Source organism: Candidatus Methylomirabilota bacterium, assembly GCA_035315345.1.
Lineage (GTDB): Bacteria > Methylomirabilota > Methylomirabilia > Rokubacteriales > CSP1-6 > CAMLFJ01.
In genome coordinates this window covers 48,149-62,759 of sequence record DATFYA010000082.1, presented here as the reverse complement: position 1 = coordinate 62,759, position 14,611 = coordinate 48,149, and the positions used below count along the sequence as shown (strand labels likewise).

Below are 14,611 nucleotides of genomic sequence, written 5' to 3'. Positions count from 1 at the left end.
TGAGCCGGTCCAGCCGCGCGATCCCTTCGTCGAACAGCGCCCGGAGCGCGGTCGCGGCCTCCACGCGCTTGAGGAGGTCGAGCGTGCCCTTTGCCGTGTACTGCACCTCGCCCTGGCCGGCCCCCGGCACCAGCCGCACGGTTCCGTCGACCGCCACCGGCCGCCGGGGGTTGACGAGAAAGGCGCTCAGGTCGTCGATCGTCGCCGTCAGGTCGGCGCGGATCGCGAGGTTGCCGCCGTCGGGTCGGGGCGCGTAGAAGCCCTGCATCACCTCGGTGAACGTGAGGCCGATCGCCTGCGCGCGCGGCTCGCGTGCGGGGGCGGTGATGTGAGCGATCGGATCGAGCACGGCGCGGGTCTGGCCATACTGTTCCCTGATCTCGGCGAGGCTCGGGCCGCCGGGGAGAGGGGGATCCAGGGGGACGGGCGCGGGCGCGTGGATCGGCGAGGCCGCGTCCGTCAGCGCGCGCCGGACGTTGCGCTCCGCGATGGCGGCGATCGTCGCGGATGGGTTCGCCCCGAGCGAGCCGGGCATGGCCGCGCCGTCCAGCACGTAGAGCCCCCGGGTCCCCCACACCTTGCCGTCCGGGTCGGTCACCCCGTCCTCGGGCCGGTCGGACATGGCACAGCCGCCGAGGTTGTGCACGGTGACGGGCCGCTGACGGACCGTCGCGTCGGGATTGAGCCGCATCTCGCCCTTGAGGGCGTCGGCGATGTCGTGCATCAGCCGCTCTTGCATCGTGGCCAGCCGGGCGTTCGCGGCCAGGTCCCAGTACGCGAGCAGGCGCTGCTCCTCGTCCAGGTAGAGCTGTCCCGGCGCCGCGTCGATCCCCATGACCAGCATCAGGAACGCATGGTCGTCCGGACGCGGGCCGAGGAGGAGCTGCTTGGCGAGGCCGACCGCGCGCCGCCAGAGGATCGCGGCGGTGAACGGTTCCGCGACTCCGCGCGGGATCTCGAGGAAGTACTGACGGACGGCCTCCAGCGTCGCGATGAGGCGATGCGGCTCGACGAAGACCTTTCGAAAGTCTTTGACGAAGTCTTCCGGCACGGGGCGCAGCGGGCCATCCGGAAATGGATCAGGGACACCGATGGTGAGCAGGCGGTACGTCAGCTCCTCTATCGTCTTCTGGCTGAGCGCATCGACTTCCCGCCCCTCCACGGAATGCGCGTACGTCCGAGCCCGGTCGATGATCGCCCGGATCTGCGGCGGGAGCACGTCGTCGAGGCCGAGGCCGTACGCCAACGATCGTGCGTCGTCTTTGGCCGGCAGGCCGAAGCGCGACGCGAGCACCCGGGCCAGCGAGGGGTCGTGATAGGCGTGCCGCGCGTCCAGCACCCCGAGGAGCGCCCGTGCGGTGCCGTCGACGAGGTCGGTGATGGCGGCGGCCTCACGGGCGGCCGCCTCGCGGTCCGCCGCCGGTCCGTCGCGCCTCGCCGCGATCCGGTTGCGCTGGAGCCACACGTCGGCGCGGAAGACGCCGAGCACCGGCTCGAGCCACTTGGGATAGCCGCCGTCCTGGATCATGAACCAGTCGCCGCGGGTCCCGGTCAGATCGAGCGAGCGGTTGTTGTAGAGGAGGCTCATCGCGATGGTCGGCCCGAGCGTCGGGGTCGGCGCCGGCGGCGTCTGCGTGTCGTAGACCATCGCGATCGCGTCGCCGTTGACGAAGAACCGGCGCCCGACGTTCGGCTTGCTCGCCTCGTCCATTCCCACGTGGTCCTTCGAGCGGAGGAGCAGGTAGGTCGAGTTCACCGAGCCCGCGCAGAGGAACACGCTGCGGGTCCGCACGGTGGCCGCGGGGTCGTCGATGACGTGGTCGTGGTACGTGACCGTGTACTCGTCGGCGGCATCGTCGCGGCGGATGTCCAGGACCTCCGCCAGCGTCCGGACGTCGGCGCCCAGGCCCTCGGCGGCGGCCAGGTAGTTCAGATCGAGGGTGTTCTTCGCGTGGAACTGGCAGCCGGCGATGCACTCGCCGCACATCACGCAGGTGGTGAAGTCGATCGCCAGCGGAGGCCGGAAGAGCCACCGCGTGCGCCCGAGCGATTGCGCGGCGTTCTGCATCGCCTCCACTTTCGGCAGCGGGGCCTGCACGTGGGCGGTCTGAATGAACGCGTCCGGAATCGGACGTACGCGCAGCGCGGCGGCGACGACGTCGTAGTACGTCTCGAGCTCCCGCCCGCCCAAGTACACCGCGGGCCATCCGTCGGCGTCGGGTCCGTGTCGGCCGGGCGGCGCGAACGCCGCCTCGGGCGCACGCAGGTGCACGTTGGCGTAGCCGAGCGAGCCGCCGCCATAGCCGGCCACCTGGACGGCGAGGGTGCCCTGGAGGTCCTTCACGTCCCAGAGCCCGTAGTCGAGAGCCCAGGCCCAGCGGGCGGTGTGGGGCAGGTGGTCGGGCCGGGTGGCGGGACGGGGGAAGTCGCCCCGGCCGTAGCGGCGACCGCGCTCGAGCACGCATACGTTCTTGCCGGCCTGCGTGAGACGGCAGGCGGCGACCGCTCCGCCGAAGCCAGTCCCGATGACGACGGCGTCGAACCGTGACCCGCTCGAGCCTACCGCGCCCTGCGCGTCTTCCGCGGACTGCATCGGATGCCAACCTCCGGTGGCTGGGAAGGGGTCGATTGGCGGTCAGTCAGCTGGCGCGCGGTGGCGCCAGAAAGGCCACCCGGCCAAGCCGGCAGATCCGAGCGTTCCGCTGCCCTCGTGACGGGCGCGCCCTATGCCCCGCGGGTCGCGGGCCGGCCTCTCAACTTCTTCAGCCGGAAGCCCAGCGCGATCGTGAGCACGCCGAAGAGGATCGCGAAGGCGCCGATCCACCACAGCACGGCCAGGACCCCGAGGCCCGGCCAGGCGAGCAACAGCCCGCCCAGCACGATCGAGGCAAGGCCGCTCAGCCCGAGCAGCCACTCGTGCTCGATCTCTTTCCGCAGGTGGACGGCGGCGATGATCTCGAAGATGCCGCGCACGATGGCCCAGGCCGCGACGAGATAGAGGAGAGCCACCGCGGTGAGACCGGGCCGCAGGAACGCGAAGGCGCCCGCGACGATGGCCGCGAGACCGGCCAGGAACACGCCCCACGGGAACGAATCGCGTCCTCGCGACATGAACGACCAGATGACGGCGAGGACGCCGTCGGCCAGCGCGTAGGCGCCCCAGAGCAGGATGAGCACGGCCAGGGTGATGCCCGGCCAGGCGAAGGCGGCGAGACCGAACAGGATCGCGCAGACGCCTCGTAGCACCACCGCCCACCAGTTGCGAGCCAGGGTCGCCAGCATGATGGTCTCCTTCGCGCGGAGTCACGTTCACTGCCGGTCCCGGAGGACTGCCGGCCCCTGAAGACGCCGGGGGCCCCGGAGGACCGAACGCCGGGCACGGCTACTCCCTACGCTTCCTGCCGCGCCTCGTCAAGGGCCGAGCGGGGGAGGCCTAGTTCGCCGGCAGGGGATGCACGCTGACGATGATCTTCTCGATGCGGTCGAGGGCGGGGTACGCGGCGATCACCCGCACGTGGAAGCCGCGGAGATCACGCCAGTCTCGGGCGTCTCGGGTGACCAGGTCGGGCGTCAGCGCGGTCGGCAGGTTCACCACCTCGAGCGCTTCCTCGTACGTCCGAGGCGCGAGCGCCGTGTCGTGGAAGTCGACCGTCGAGCCAGAAGTCCCGCGGCGAGCCTGGTCTGTGAGAGCACGCACGATGCCAGGGCCAGCGGGCCTCCCAGGGCTCGATCGGCGCGATGGAGCGGCCGCCGGCGGGGCAGCCCCGCCCCGACGGGGCAAGGCGGCCACACTCTCCGGCTGGCGTTGGCTCGCGTCGTCGGCTATGCCATGGTGAGCGAACGCTGGCCACGGAGGGAAGGCATGGACATGCTGGTGCGTGGACGATACGTCATCACGGACCCTGCCGCCGGTGACGCGGGCGTGCTCGATGACGCCGCGGTGCTGGTCTCGGGCTCCCGCATCGCCACGGTCGGCGGCTTCACCGCGCTGCGCCGGCGGCATCCACGCGCGCGGGTCGTGGGCAGCGGCCGGCAGCTGCTCATGCCGGGCCTGGTCGACGCCCACAGCCACGGCCGCGGGCTGAGCCCGATCCAGAAAGGCGTGCTCAACGACTACCTGGAGAACAACCTGCTCGACTGGGCCTTCATGGCCGTCTTCGACCCGGAGCTGACGGCGGGCCTGACCGCCTGGCGCCACATCCGGAGCGGCTGCACGACCGTCCACCACATGGGGTTCGACACGGAGGGTCCGCAGGCGCGCGGCCGGTGCGAGAAGGCCATCCGCACCTACCTGGGCGCCGGGATCCGCCTCGCCTTCGCGCCCGGCGTCCGCAACGTGGACAAGCTGGTGCTGGACGCCGCGGCGTTCCTCGACACCCTGCCGCCGGACCTCGCGGCCTTCGCCCGCCCGCTGGTGGCCGTCGACTCCAAGCGGATGGAGGAGGAGTACTTCGCGCTGTTCGCGCACCTGCACGGGCGCTACGCGTCCGAGGACACGCGCGTGCTGCTCTCCCCGAGCTGGGCCCAGGCGTGCACCGAGTCGTTCCTGCTCCGCGCCAGGGAGACGGCGGATCGGCTGGGCAAGGTGCCCATCCATATGCACTGCGTGCAGACGCCGATCCAGCGCGCGTTTTCGTTCCGGAAGTACGGCAAGAGCGCGGTCGCGTGGCTGGACGAGCTGGGCCTCGTGGACGAGAACCTCGCGCTCGGCCACGCCATCTGGGTGAGCGAGGACGACATCGACCGGCTCGCGAGCCGCCGGGCCTCGATCACGAGCCATCCCAGCTGCAATCTCGGCATGCGCAACGGGCTGGCTCCGATCTACGCGATGCACCGGCGCGGCGTCAACGTGGCGATGGGCCTGGACGACAAGACGATCAACGACGACGAGGATGCGGTGATGGAGCTGCGCATGCTGCACAAGCTCCACCGGGTTCCCGACTACGACCTGCGCACTCCGGCGCTCAGCGCCTACGACGTGCTGCGCATGGGCACCGTCAACGGAGCGCGGGCCCTGGGATTCGGCGGGCAGGTCGGCGCGCTTCAGCCGGGGATGAAGGCGGACATGATCCTCGTCGACCTCGATCGGGTCCTGCGCGACCCGTGGCTCGACGAGGACCTGCCCATCGCGGAGGCGTTCATCCACCGGGCGATGGGCCAGGACGTGCGCACCGCCATCGTCGGCGGGCGGGTGGTGATGGAGGACGGGCGGATGACGACGCTCGACGTCGACGCGCTCTATCGCGAGATCCGCAAGGCGGGCGCGCGGGGCATCCCGCCCCGGCAGCGCCGCCACGCCGAGATGCTCCAGCGTCTCAAGCCGCACTACCAGGCGTGGTACAACGCCTGGCTCGCGCCGGAGGACGGCGAGCCGTTCTACGTGCTGAACCGACGCCGGTGAGCCGCCCGAAGCGGAAGATGCACCTGGCGCAGTTCCTCTGCCACGGCCCGACCTATCACAGCCTGGCCATGTGGCGGCATCCCCGCACCGCGGAGGCCGGCTTCGACTGGGCGCGGCCGGAGCTGTACCAGCACATCGCGCGGGTGTGCGAGCGCGGCAAGTTCGACATGGTCTTCTTCGCCGACCTCAACTACATCTCCGACACGTATCGAGGGACGATGGACCCGGCGATCCGCCACGCGACCCAGGCGCCCGAGCACGACCCGATCCCGCTGCTGTCGTTCATGGCCGCGGTCACCACGCGCATCGGCCTCGGGGCGACGTTCTCGATCAGCCACGCGCACCCGTTCTACGCCGCGCGCCTGTGGGCGACGCTGGATCACCTGACGCGCGGTCGCGCCGCCTGGAACGTGGTGACGTCGCTGAACCACAACCAGTCCGCGAACTACGGCGAGGAGCGCCGGCCGACCGACGAGCGCTACGACCGCGCCCACGAGTTCATCGAGGTCTGCAGGAAGCTCTGGGAGAGCTGGGAGCCGGACGCGCTGGTGATGGACCGCGCGGCGGGCGTCTTCGCCGATCCGGCCAAGGTGCACCGCATCGAGCACGAGGGCCCCTTCTTCAAATCGCGCGGGCCGCTCAACGTGGTGCGCTCTCCCCAGGGCGGCCCGGCGATCCTGCAGGCCGGCACGTCGCCCAAGGGGCGGACGTTCGCGGCGCGGTACGCCGATGCCATCTTCGCGATCCAGCCGAACATCGCGGGCGCCCGGGCGTACTACGACGACATCAAGCGCGGCACGGTGAGCGAGGGCCGCGCGCCCGAGGCGTGCAAGATCCTCTTCGGCATCCAGCCGATCCTCGGCGCGACGGAAGACGAGGCGCGCGAGAAGCAGGCGCTGCACAACCGCCTCGTCCCGCTCGAGGGCGGCCTGGCGATCCTCTCGGGCCACCTCGACTTCGACCTGGCGACGCTGTCGCTCGACGAGGTGATGGCCCGGCGCACGGAGCCCCAGCTCCAGCGCATGCAGACCCGGTACCGCACCCTGACCGGCGAGCTCCTCACCCTGCGCGAGGTCGCGCAGCGCCACGGGCAGAGCGTGGGGCTGGTCCAGATGGTGGGGACCCCGTCGCAGGTGGCCGACCAGATGGAGGACTACTTCGACCAGGTGGGCGGCGACGGGTTCATGCTCTCGCCGATCTATTCACCCGGCGCGATCGAGGAGTTCGTGGATCTCGTGGTGCCCGAGCTGCAGCGGCGCGGCCGGTACCGGCAGGACTACGCGGGGACGACGCAGCGCGAGCATCTGATGCAGGAGGATTGAGCGGCTGGCACAGGAGATGCTGAACGGGAGGGATTCCAAACTTCAAGGAGGACGCACGCACATGATGGGACGATTGCTGGTACTGGGCATCACGGGGCTGGTGGCGTGGAAGTACCGCGATTCCATCCGGGAGTACGTGAACGGGAACGCGGGACCGGCCCGCGAAAAGGTGGATGGGCTGCTCGGGACGATACAACAGACGTCCGAGACGTTCCTCGACCAGGCGAAGAAGGAGCTGTCGTCTCGGATCGAGAGCGCTCGGGAGCGGGTCCGCGCGGGCGCGCAGGAGGCAAGCGGAGCAAGACCTACCGAGTAGTTATTACAGCGCGTCGACGTCCGTCGTCGGCCGGAGCGTGCGTGGCGTCTGTTAGCATCGGCTGGTGAGGCGGCTGCTCCATCCGTTCGTGCTGGCGGTGAACGTGACTCTCGCGCTCGGCTACGCGTACATCGCCACGCGGTTGACATCGACGGCCCCGGCCCGGGCGGCGCTGGCCGCGCCGTTCGTCATGGTATGGCTCCTGCCGGCCGTCTACTGGACCGGCGATCGGGACCGCCCGGGCCGGGGCCACGAGTGGGTGCAGGCCCTGAGCTACCTCTGCATGGGATGGCTCAGCTTTCTTCTCGTGTTCACGGTGGGGCGCGACGTGCTCCTCCTGGCGACGGCCGCGCTGCCGCCGCTGGCCGGGGTGTATACGCGCCTCGACGAGTCGGGCGCTCCGTGGGTAGCCGTGGCCGCGCTGGCCGCGGTCGCGGTCGGCGCGCTGGCCGCGCTCTGGGGCCCCCACATCCGTCACGTCGATATTCCCGTGGAGGGGCTGGCGCCGGATCTCGACGGGTTCCGGATCGTGCAGATCAGCGATCTGCACACCGGGCCGACGATGCGGCGGGCCTACGTCCAGCGGGTCGTGGACATGACGAGGAAGCTCGCGCCGGATCTCATCGCGCTGACCGGTGACATGGTGGACGGGCCGGTGCCGCGGCTGGCGTCCCGCGTCGAGCCGCTCGCGGCGCTGGCGTCCGGACAGCGGGCGTTCTTCGTGCTCGGCAACCACGACTACTACTCGGGGGCGGCGCCGTGGACGGCCCACTTCGAGGGGATGGGCTTTCGCGTGCTGCGCAACGGCCACGTCACCGTCGCCCGGGGCGCGGCACGCCTCCTGGTGGGCGGCGTCGTCGATTTCGCCGCGCGACTGTACGATCCGCAGGCGCGGCCGCGTCCGGACCTCGCGATCGACGGCAACGTGAGCGCCGCCTTCCGTCTGCTCCTGGCGCACAATCCGAAGATCGCGCCGCTGGCCGAGCAGGCCGGGTTCGACCTGCAGCTCTCGGGACACACGCACGCCGGCCAGTTCTTCCCGTGGACGTTCGTGATTCACTGGGTTCACGGCCCGCATGCGGCCGGCCTCTCCCGCCGCGGCCGCTTGTGGGTCTACGTCAGCGCCGGCACCGGGACGTGGGGTCCTCCCGTGCGCCTGGGCACGCGGCCGGAGCTCACCCTCCTGCGCCTCGTGGCCGCACCCTCACCCTGCCCCCACACCTGAGGGGCGAGGGACCCGCAATCTCCCTCTCCCTGCTGGGAGGGAGAGGGTCGGGGGCGGCCGTAAAACGACTCGCGCGCGCGGCCGGTCCCTCGTCGGTACTATGGACGCCGAGGCCGCGAGAGGCGTCAGTGCGACCGACGACGAACTTCGCCACGCTCGGGAACGATCGGATCGGGTACCAGGTCCTGGGGCAGGGGCCCGTCGACCTGGTCTTCCTCACCGGCATGTCCTCCCACCTCGACCTGCGGTGGGAAGAGCCGCTGAACGAGTACTTCCTGCACCGCCTGGCCTCGTTCAGCCGCCTGATCCTGTTCGACCGGCGCGGGACCGGCGTCTCGGACCCGGTGCCGTCCGACCATCTGCCCACGTGGGAAGAGTGGGCCGACGACATGCGGGTGGTCCTGGACGCGGTCGGCTCGGAGCGCGCGGCCATCATGGCGTGGCTCGACGGCGGGCCGATGGCCATGCTGTTCGCCGCCACCTATCCCGAGCGGACCGCGGCGCTCGTGCTCGCGCAGACCGCGGCGCGGTACGTGCGTACCGACGACTACCCCCACGGCTTCGCTCCCGAGGTGGGCGAGCAGCTTCTCCGGATGGTCGCGGAGCTGTGGGGCACGGAAGCATTCGTCTCGATCGCCGCACCGAGCCGCAGCGGCGATGAAGGGTTCCGGCAACGCTATGCGCGGTACTTGCGGGCCGCCGCGCGACCGCGTGAGGCGGCGGCCCAGACCCGCAACCTGCTCGCGGCCGACGTCCGACACGTGTTGCCGCTCATCCAGTGCCCGACGCTCGTTCTCAACCGGAGCGGATACCGGCTCGTGACGATGGATCACGCCCGCTATCTCGTCGAGCGGATTCCCGACGCGAGGCTCGTGGAGCTGCCGGGCGCGGACGGAGTCCTCGTGACCGAGCATGCGGGCGAGATCCTGGACCGGACCGAGGAGTTCCTGAGCCGCATCCCGGGCGGGTCGACGCCCGATCGCGTCCTCGCCACCGTGCTCTTCACGGACATCGTGAATTCGACCGACCGGGCCTCCTCCATGGGCGACCGCCGCTGGAAGGCCGTGCTCGAGACCCACGACGAGATCACGCGAGAGCAGGTGGCCCGGCACCAGGGGCGCTTCATCGAATCCACCGGCGACGGCATTCTCGCCACGTTCGATCGGCCCGGGCGCGCGATCCGTGCCGCCGGGGCGATCCAGGAATCGATCCGCGCGCTCGGCATCGAGGTCCGCGCCGGGCTGCACGCCGGCGAGATCGAGCTGCGCGAGGGCGGACATCGCGTGGGCGGCATCGCGGTCAACATCGCCGCCCGCGTCGCCGCTCTGGCCGCGGCGGGAGAGATCCTGGTGTCCAGCACCGTGAAGGACCTGGTGGCCGGCTCGGGCGTCGAGTTCACGGACCGAGGGCTCCACGCCCTCAAGGGCGTGCCGGACGCCTGGCGGCTCTTCGCCGTCGCGGGCACGCAGCGCGAGGGCCGCCGCGAACCGTGAACCGTGATGCACGCGGTTAAACTAGCGCGGTCCGTGATATACGGTGAGGGCATGCGCGTGCGGGACAGCATCCCCGACGAACCTTCCAGTCGGCGCCGTCTCTCCGCGTGGCTTCAGGAGAAGCTGTTCGAGCGCCGGATCGTGCTGGTCACCGGCCGCCTCGATGATCATCTCGCGGCCGAAGCAGTAGCGGCGGTCATGACCCTGGACGCCCTCGGCGCTGAGCCCATCGACCTCCACCTGGACAGCCCGGGCGGCACGCTCGAGGCCGCCTTCGTCCTCATCGACACGCTCGATCGTCTCCACGCGACGCTGCGCATACATTGCCGCGGACAGGTCGGTGGTCCCGCCGTAGGTGTCGCGGCGGCCGCCGACCACCGGTCGGCCGCCGCGCACACCCGGTTTCGGCTCTTCCAGCCGACGGCACACTTCTCGGGGACGCCCGACCAGATCGCCGAGCACAGTCGCCAGCAACAGGAGCTGCTCTGGAGGCTCCACGCTCGCCTCGCCCAGCGCACGGGCCGGCCCGCCGAGGAGGTCGCCGAGGACATGCGGCGCGGCCGCTATCTCGACGCCACGGAAGCACTCGACTACGGGCTCATCGACGAGATCAGCCCCTCCCGGTGACCCTCGGGTCATCCTCTCAACAGGAGGCAACGGCCATGTCTCGACAGCAGCTTCAGACGATCGTTCAAATGCTCAGGTCTCAGCCGGTGGTCAAGCCCGATGCGACCGTGCAAGAGGCGCGCGCGGGATTCGAACAGATCGCGAGCATGTTCCCGGTCGATGCCGACATCAAGCGCGAAGCCGTCGACGCGGGCGGGGTCAAGGCAGAATGGCTGAGCGCGCCGGATGCGGACGTGGGCCGGGCGGTGCTCTATCTCCACGGAGGCGGATACGTGATCGGCTCGATCAATACGCATCGCTCCCTCGCCGCGCTATCGCCTCGCTCCAGAGCACCCGCATCCCGCCGCGGTCGAGGACTCGGTCGCCGCCTACCGGTGGATGCTCACCCAGGGCTTGAAGCCGGCGCGAATCGCCGTGGCCGGCGACTCGGCGGGCGGCGGGCTGACCGTGGCGACGCTGGTCGCCATCCGCGATGCGAGGCTACCCCTTCCGGCGGCGGGCGCGTGCCTGTCGCCGTGGGTGGACCTCGAAGGGATCGGCGGGTCGATGACGACAAAAGCGGACGTCGATCCCATCGTGCAGAAGGCCGGGATCGAGCAGATGGCGGCGGCCTATCTGGGGGGCAAGGACCCCCGCACGCCGCTGGCCGCGCCGCTCTACGCCGATCTCACCGGGCTGCCGCCGCTTCTCATTCAAGTCGGCACGGCCGAGACGCTGCTCGACGACGCCTCCCGTCTGGCCGAGCGTGCCCGGAAGGCCGGGGTGGCGGTGAGCTACGAGCCGTCCGAGGACATGATCCACGTGTGGCACCTGTTTGCGTCCATGCTCGATGAGGGCCAGCAGGCGATCGACCGCATCGGAGAATTCGTGCGGAAGCACGCGGCGTGACGGCGCGGCGGCGGAGCGCTGACACGGAAGTCAGTGAGGTATGCTGGCGTCCCGGCGCTACCCTTCCCGTCTGATCCGAAGGTGTCGCTGCACAGACACGGCAGGGCCTTCAAACGTGGCCGATGGGACTCCCAGGGCGGACTGTAGCCGGCTGAGGTCTCGGATCCCCGGCCGTCCTCCGTACCGCTCGATCTGGTCTGCGTGCAGTGCGATCGCTTCATCGAGCGTCAGGAAGACAACCTTCACGAATCCGCGAGCTGCCTGAAGACGCCTCCGTACTGACGGTGCGCCTCGGCAACGATGCGCTTCCGACGAGCCGTCCTCCGGCGGTCGCGCACCGGGGATATCACGATCAATCGCCATCGGTGGACACTTCAAGCGGCGTGTCCGCGTCGATGCGGACCCGGTCCAGAAGACGTTTGTCTAGCACGAGTGCGAGGCTGTTCCCGGTCTTCGTCAGCTTCTTGAGCATATTGGAGGGAGTCTCCGTACGGACACGGGAGCATGTCTGTACGTACGAGCTCACGTGGGCCGATGCCGCCCCGGCTGAGATGGCGTCGCGGGTGATGGGGCCGGTTCTGCCCTGAGCTCGCCAGCCCGCCTGTGGCGATAGCCTTCTTCGCGGCCGACGTCGGGATGGGTGCTCGAGCGTCGTGTAGTTCTTACACGCATTCGCTTGATGTGGTGATGGGCTGACACTCACCCGCTCGCGGCGGTCGGCAAATGTCGATGTCTCGTGCGCGACTGCGGCATCTTTTCCATGGCACGAGCGTTGCCCCAGCAGCAATCCCGAACGAGCGAGTGATCAAAGGAGGATCACACATGGCCGACGGGAATTGGGGCAATCCCTGGAAGCTCACCACGATCGGGCTGGCGGTGGTGGTTGTCACTGCCCTCGTAACGGAGATCGTCGTCGCACACCGTTTCGGAGCTCGAGAAGATCGTGACGTGGTGGCAGTCGCGACGCCGCCGTCACGGGTTGCGACTGCTCCGGCGCCACAGCCGGCGGTCGCCCGGACGCCTCAGCCGGTCTCCTCGACCCCACCGCGGGCCAGCGTCGAGGCCTGTCATCAGCAGGCCGAGCAGGCCAGCCAGCGCGACAAGACGGTGGAGATCGTCAAGGACGGCGCCATCGGGGCGATCGGCGGCGCGGCGGTCGGAGCCGCCGGCGGGGCCATCGCGGACGGCGGGCGCGGCGCGGGCAAGGGAGCGGCGATCGGCGGCATCGTGGGCGCGGGGGTCGGGTCGCTGTACGGCCTGAACGAGAACCAGAAGCAAGACCAGCGCTATCGCGACGCGTATGCCAGGTGCATGCACGCACGCGGGCATGCCGGGTAGATGAACGGCGGGCGGGCATCCGCTCCGCAGGAGGTGTAAATGAAACGGATCCTGGCATTCGCGGGAGGGATCGGGCTCGTCCTGTCGGCGGGCGTGTCCCAGGCGCATGCGGACTCCACCGCGCAGGACGTCGCGTATGGGACCGGGAGCGTCTTCTCGACGCTGCTGTATGCGCCGGTGAAGGGCAGCTTCTGCATCCTCGGCGGTATCACCAGCGGATTCACGCTGCCGTTCGGCGGAACCGCGACGGCCGGGAAGGTCGCGACGACGGCGTGTGGCGGGACGTGGGCCATTACTCCAAACGCGCTGAAGGGCAAGGAGCGCGTCCGCTTCGTCGGCGGCCAGTAGCGTCTCTGGCGTGTTCTCTGCCTCCTGGCGAGGCGGCGCCATGCTGGACGGTGTCCAGGCGCGCTCGGATGCATCGCAGCCATCCGCCATTCACTGCTCTTGCCGGTCGATCCAATCCGCACCAAGCTGATAGCCTTTCTCGTCGGATGTTTCCTCGGTGTCGAACAGCCAATCGGAAGGTGTCCTGAGATTCTTGATCTGAACGCAGCCTTCGGTCTGCCTGGAGACGATGACTATTGGGCGCCACTTTTGGTCGAAGGGGTAGGAACTCACTTCTATTTGCGCGCCTTTGTATTCGCGCTGCACCGTCTATACCCCTGCGTCCGCCGATAGTTCTTCTTTCAGCGGCAGAGAGCTGTTCAGCCAGAGGCTCGGCTGAGTCCGCTCAGCCGACGGGGGCCGCGTATCGGCTCTTGGATGCCCTTTGCAAGAAGGCGCCAACGGGCAGCGAGCAACTCGCGCCTATGCGCGGCCGAGCGGGAGGCGGATCCCCAAGAGTCGGCCCATGCGTCATCGAGGCTCCCGGTACGCGGGGAAGTAGGCGCCGCTCGGTTCGCGCCCGGTCTCACGGCACCAGCGCTCCACGAGTTCTGCGTAGGCCCTAGGCTCGGCGACGACACGCCACGAGTGAAAGCGGCCGCGTGTGCTCGCAAATCCCGCCTTGAAATGAAACACCGACTCATGTCTAGAGCCGACGCCCCCGCCGAGATGCATGACGGTGCAGCCACGCTCTTTGAACCACGTGCGGGCGAAATGGAACAGCAACTTCATGGGCGCTACCGAAAGGAACTCGTCGCAGGTACCACCGAGATGGTACTGAACGATCCCGGACCATTGGGTGAACAGCGCGGCCGCCGCAACTCTGCCTTCGTGTTCGACGACGAAGAGGTGCAGGCGCTCGCCGAGCGCTGCCCTCAAATCCGTGAAGTACTGATCAGGGAAGAAGTAGTAGTCCGCCGCATCTACCCGCGTCATGGTTTCACGGTATGCAGTCAGAAACCCGACTCGGTGCGCCCACGTCTCGTCCACGAGTGCGACGAATCCGGACGTCAGCGCGCGGCGGATCGACCGACGATGGTTCTGTCTCGTATCGCGCCAGAGCTCATCCAAGGTCTTCCTAAGATCCACGTATACGGTTTCGCCTCCACACACGACCTCTCCTTGATCTTCGAACCACTTGAGCTCGGTCGTTAGCAGAGGGTGTAGACGAACGAATGCTGAGATCACCCGTGCGCGCCGCAGACCCTCAATGAATGCAGAGAGTGCCTCATGCTCCAGCTCGGTACCCTCCGGTGAGGACCAGAGCGGGGATGGATAGCCGTAGGGAGACGTAGCGTCGAACAGCGATGCCCCGATCTCACGCCGGATCAAAGGAATCAGGAGACGGCCTCGACGACCGTGGATCACAAAGGCGCCCGCCGTGCCGCCTTCCGCGCCCGCGGCCAGCCGCGCATACGCTGGCAGGTGATAGAAGTCATGCGGTACCGCGTCGACAATGTCGAGCCATTCCTTCGATTCCGGCGGAATCCATTCACAACGCACGGCCGTGCCTACGTCCTCTCGGGAGCGGCAACCCAACCGCCTCCAGCTCGTTGCGACTGCGGGTCGCGATCGCGACCGCCGCTCGCCGCGGTGCGGAACTGGGGATATCGC

14 protein-coding genes are annotated in these 14,611 nt (G+C 69.3%); 9 read left to right on the top strand and 5 right to left on the bottom strand.

The window, feature by feature from the left end; genetic code table 11:
• From VKN16_10195 to VKN16_10185, 3 genes are all read right to left on the bottom strand, one after another.
• Positions 1 to 2,593, bottom strand: a 2,593-nt coding sequence (locus VKN16_10195; protein ID HME94573.1) for a GMC oxidoreductase, incomplete at its 3' end; no start/stop codon positions are given.
• A 131-nt stretch (positions 2,594 to 2,724) separates the two neighbouring features.
• A complete protein-coding gene (locus VKN16_10190) occupies positions 2,725 to 3,282 on the bottom strand; it encodes an HdeD family acid-resistance protein (GenBank protein HME94572.1) in 558 nt (185 codons plus the stop codon).
• A gap of 151 nt (positions 3,283 to 3,433) precedes the next feature.
• Entirely contained in the window at positions 3,434 to 3,697 is a 264-nt protein-coding gene (locus VKN16_10185; protein HME94571.1) for a hypothetical protein, read from the bottom strand.
• A 165-nt stretch (positions 3,698 to 3,862) separates the two neighbouring features.
• Here VKN16_10185 and VKN16_10180 point away from each other — a divergent pair, with 165 nt between their 5' ends.
• The 9 genes from VKN16_10180 (at position 3,863) to VKN16_10140 (ending at position 12,958) form a co-directional block, all read left to right on the top strand.
• On the top strand, positions 3,863 to 5,401 hold the full coding sequence (locus tag VKN16_10180) for an amidohydrolase family protein (protein HME94570.1): 1,539 nt from the start codon (positions 3,863 to 3,865) through the stop codon (positions 5,399 to 5,401).
• Between the two features lie 17 nt (positions 5,402 to 5,418).
• A complete protein-coding gene (locus VKN16_10175) occupies positions 5,419 to 6,723 on the top strand; it encodes an LLM class flavin-dependent oxidoreductase (protein HME94569.1) in 1,305 nt (434 codons plus the stop codon).
• A 61-nt stretch (positions 6,724 to 6,784) separates the two neighbouring features.
• Positions 6,785 to 7,039, top strand: coding sequence for a hypothetical protein (locus VKN16_10170; GenBank protein HME94568.1), 255 nt, complete (start codon positions 6,785 to 6,787; stop codon positions 7,037 to 7,039).
• A 64-nt stretch (positions 7,040 to 7,103) separates the two neighbouring features.
• Positions 7,104 to 8,264 (top strand): metallophosphoesterase, encoded by a 1,161-nt coding sequence (locus VKN16_10165; protein ID HME94567.1) that lies wholly within the window; start codon positions 7,104 to 7,106, stop codon positions 8,262 to 8,264.
• Between the two features lie 128 nt (positions 8,265 to 8,392).
• Complete coding sequence (locus tag VKN16_10160; GenBank protein HME94566.1) at positions 8,393 to 9,757, top strand: adenylate/guanylate cyclase domain-containing protein; 1,365 nt, start codon at positions 8,393 to 8,395, stop codon at positions 9,755 to 9,757.
• 33 nt (positions 9,758 to 9,790) lie between these two features.
• Positions 9,791 to 10,384 carry an ATP-dependent Clp protease proteolytic subunit gene (locus VKN16_10155; protein HME94565.1) on the top strand — a complete coding sequence of 198 codons (594 nt, stop codon included), beginning with the start codon at positions 9,791 to 9,793 and terminating at the stop codon, positions 10,382 to 10,384.
• Positions 10,385 to 10,672: 288 nt separating this feature from the next.
• The gene (locus VKN16_10150) at positions 10,673 to 11,272 is read left to right on the top strand and encodes an alpha/beta hydrolase (protein ID HME94564.1); all 600 of its coding nucleotides are present in this window, start codon (positions 10,673 to 10,675) and stop codon (positions 11,270 to 11,272) included.
• Positions 11,273 to 12,094: 822 nt separating this feature from the next.
• The gene (locus VKN16_10145) at positions 12,095 to 12,610 is read left to right on the top strand and encodes a hypothetical protein (GenBank protein ID HME94563.1); all 516 of its coding nucleotides are present in this window, start codon (positions 12,095 to 12,097) and stop codon (positions 12,608 to 12,610) included.
• Positions 12,611 to 12,649: 39 nt separating this feature from the next.
• Positions 12,650 to 12,958, top strand: coding sequence for a hypothetical protein (locus VKN16_10140; protein ID HME94562.1), 309 nt, complete (start codon positions 12,650 to 12,652; stop codon positions 12,956 to 12,958).
• A 90-nt stretch (positions 12,959 to 13,048) separates the two neighbouring features.
• Here the strand turns inward: VKN16_10140 and VKN16_10135 are convergent, their stop codons facing one another.
• Together VKN16_10135 and VKN16_10130 are read right to left on the bottom strand one after the other, a co-directional pair.
• Complete coding sequence (locus tag VKN16_10135; protein HME94561.1) at positions 13,049 to 13,264, bottom strand: hypothetical protein; 216 nt, start codon at positions 13,262 to 13,264, stop codon at positions 13,049 to 13,051.
• Positions 13,265 to 13,468: 204 nt separating this feature from the next.
• A complete protein-coding gene (locus VKN16_10130) occupies positions 13,469 to 14,500 on the bottom strand; it encodes a GNAT family N-acetyltransferase (GenBank protein ID HME94560.1) in 1,032 nt (343 codons plus the stop codon).
• Positions 14,501 to 14,611: the final 111 nt, after the last annotated feature.

Excerpts from the sequence above, each read along its gene's own strand:
- VKN16_10190 (HME94572.1), bottom strand. The coding sequence starts at position 3,282 with ATGCTGGCGACCCTGGCTCGCAACTGGTGGGCGGTGGTGCTACGAGGC.
- VKN16_10180 (HME94570.1), top strand. The coding sequence starts at position 3,863 with ATGGACATGCTGGTGCGTGGACGATACGTCATCACGGACCCTGCCGCC.
- VKN16_10175 (HME94569.1), top strand. The coding sequence starts at position 5,419 with ATGCACCTGGCGCAGTTCCTCTGCCACGGCCCGACCTATCACAGCCTG.
- VKN16_10170 (HME94568.1), top strand. The coding sequence starts at position 6,785 with ATGATGGGACGATTGCTGGTACTGGGCATCACGGGGCTGGTGGCGTGG.
- VKN16_10145 (HME94563.1), top strand. The coding sequence starts at position 12,095 with ATGGCCGACGGGAATTGGGGCAATCCCTGGAAGCTCACCACGATCGGG.
- VKN16_10140 (HME94562.1), top strand. The coding sequence starts at position 12,650 with ATGAAACGGATCCTGGCATTCGCGGGAGGGATCGGGCTCGTCCTGTCG.